This is a genomic window from Candidatus Pantoea deserta (assembly GCF_003813865.1).
GTDB classification, from domain to species: domain Bacteria; phylum Pseudomonadota; class Gammaproteobacteria; order Enterobacterales; family Enterobacteriaceae; genus Pantoea; species Pantoea deserta.
The window spans coordinates 1-1930 of sequence record NZ_RMVG01000050.1; the positions used below are offsets into that span (position 1 = coordinate 1).

The 1930-nt window shown below is 60.7% G+C and carries 3 protein-coding genes; all 3 read left to right on the top strand.

The annotated features are described in order from the left end of the window. On the top strand, positions 1-1354 hold a 1354-nt coding region (locus BBB56_RS23250), incomplete at its 5' end, for a TraG/VirB4 family ATPase (RefSeq protein ID WP_123803255.1). Next, positions 1351-1707 carry a TrbI F-type domain-containing protein gene (locus BBB56_RS23255; RefSeq protein WP_123803256.1) on the top strand — a complete coding sequence of 119 codons (357 nt, stop codon included), beginning with the start codon at positions 1351-1353 and terminating at the stop codon, positions 1705-1707. The genes BBB56_RS23250 and BBB56_RS23255, both read left to right, overlap by 4 nt. Positions 1708-1739: 32 nt before the next feature. After that, on the top strand, positions 1740-1930 hold a 191-nt coding region (locus tag BBB56_RS23260), incomplete at its 3' end, for a hypothetical protein (RefSeq protein WP_148085453.1).

Consider the following 1930-nt stretch of genomic DNA (forward strand, 5'->3'; position numbering starts at 1 on the left):
GATGGTGAACAAGAAGCTGCGCGCCGACTGCCGCAAGACCGGCGGCATCCAGCGTTCGGAGTCGTTTCATGCGGTGAACCTCATGCCGGTCATCGGGGATAACAAGCTGTGCGCCTCGGGCATTCTTATTCCGAGCTACCGCAACCAGGTCGCGTTTATTGACGTGTTTGACGAAAGCCTGCCGAACACCAACTTCAACTGGTTTATGTCCGGCACCTCGGGTGCAGGCAAGTCGGTGCTGGCGAACTCCATTGCGCGCTCGGTGCTGGACAAGGGGGGCACGGTGGCGGTGCAGGACATCGGCGACTCTTACAAGGCGGCCTGCAGCAGCCTGGGCGGCACCTACATCAACGGCGAGTCGCTGCGCTTTAACCCGTTTGCGAACGTTACCGACATTACGCTTGCGGCCGAGCGTATTCGCGATCAGCTGTGCATTCTGGCCAGCCCCAACGGCCTGCTGGACGAGGTGCATGAGTCGCTGATTCTGGAGGCCATCACCGAGTCGTGGCCTCAGTATCAGCAGGACATGCGTATCGATCACGTCATTGAGTACCTCAAAAAACAGCAGGCCGCGATTACCCGCGAGCACTCCTCGCTGATTGGCGGACGAATTGACGAAATCACCACGCTGCTCGGCAAATACAGCACCACAGGCATCTACGGGAAGTTCTTCAACTCCTCTGAGCCGACCCTGAAGCCTGACCTGCAGTTCGTGGTCACCGAGCTGGGCGACCTGCGCAAGCAGCAGGACCTGCTGTCGGCCATTCTCTTCACTATCATGATCTGGAACGAGAACATGATGTACACCACGCCGCGCAGCATGCGGAAGATGAACATCATCGACGAGGGCTGGAAGCTGCTGGGCGGATCGAGCACCAAGATCAAAGACTTCATCGAGGAAGGCTACCGCACCGCCCGCCGTCACAACGGCTCCTACGGTACAGTGACCCAGGCGATACGCGATAAAAACCTGTCCACGGCGGCGCTTGCAGCCTACGACAACAGCTCGTTCAAGTTTACCTGTATGCAGGACGCCAAATCGTTCACCACCTTCCAGAAAGAAGAGCCGCACGCGTTTAACGAGCTTGAGTGGGAGATGATCAGGAAGTTTCCGCCGGCGAAAAAGGCGCGCTACAGCTCGTTCCTGCTGAGCGTGGGCGAATTCTCCAGCTTCCACCGCCTCATCCTCGATCCGCTGAGCGACGGGCTGTTCTCCTCCAAAGGCGAGGACTTCACCTACCGCGAGAAGCGCCTGCGCGAGGGCGCGGACATCAAGGACATCCTGTTTGAGATGGCCGACAACGACGCACACAAGCGCGACATCATCCACATGCTGCGGGAGATGCAACTTTGAATACAAAACACCTTGTGACGTGCTGCGGCCTGTCTGTTGCGCTGAGTGTGGGCGTCTGCGCGGCCGCCTGGTTCCTCTGGCTGAAGCCGCCAGCGCTGGTCACCTTTGACATGAAGGGCATGACCAACGCGCTTATCCGCCAGACCGCGAAGCTTGACCTGACCGACGACCAGCGTAAGGCGCTGCTGACCCGCTTTGACCGCAGCGTCACCACCGCTACGGCGGAATATGCCAGCGAACACGATGCGGCCATTCTGGTGAGCCCGGCCGTAGTCACCGGCCTGCCGGACGCCACGCCGGAGATTCAGGCGCGCCTCGCCGAGCTGATGAAGGCCGGTAACCCGCAGCAGTAATCCTGTCCGATCACCCCAACGGGAGCCTCCCGATGACACATGCAACTCCGCTGGCGCGCGCAGTCGCCGGCGCGCTGCTCGCCATGCTCAGCCTGCAGGCGGGCGCGGCTGAGCTGGGCACGTACGGCGATACCTGGGACATCCGCGAGCGCAACCTTATCGCGGTCCTGAAAGACAACCTGAAAGAGCACTTTGCCGGCCGGTCGCAGGCCGACATCGAGCG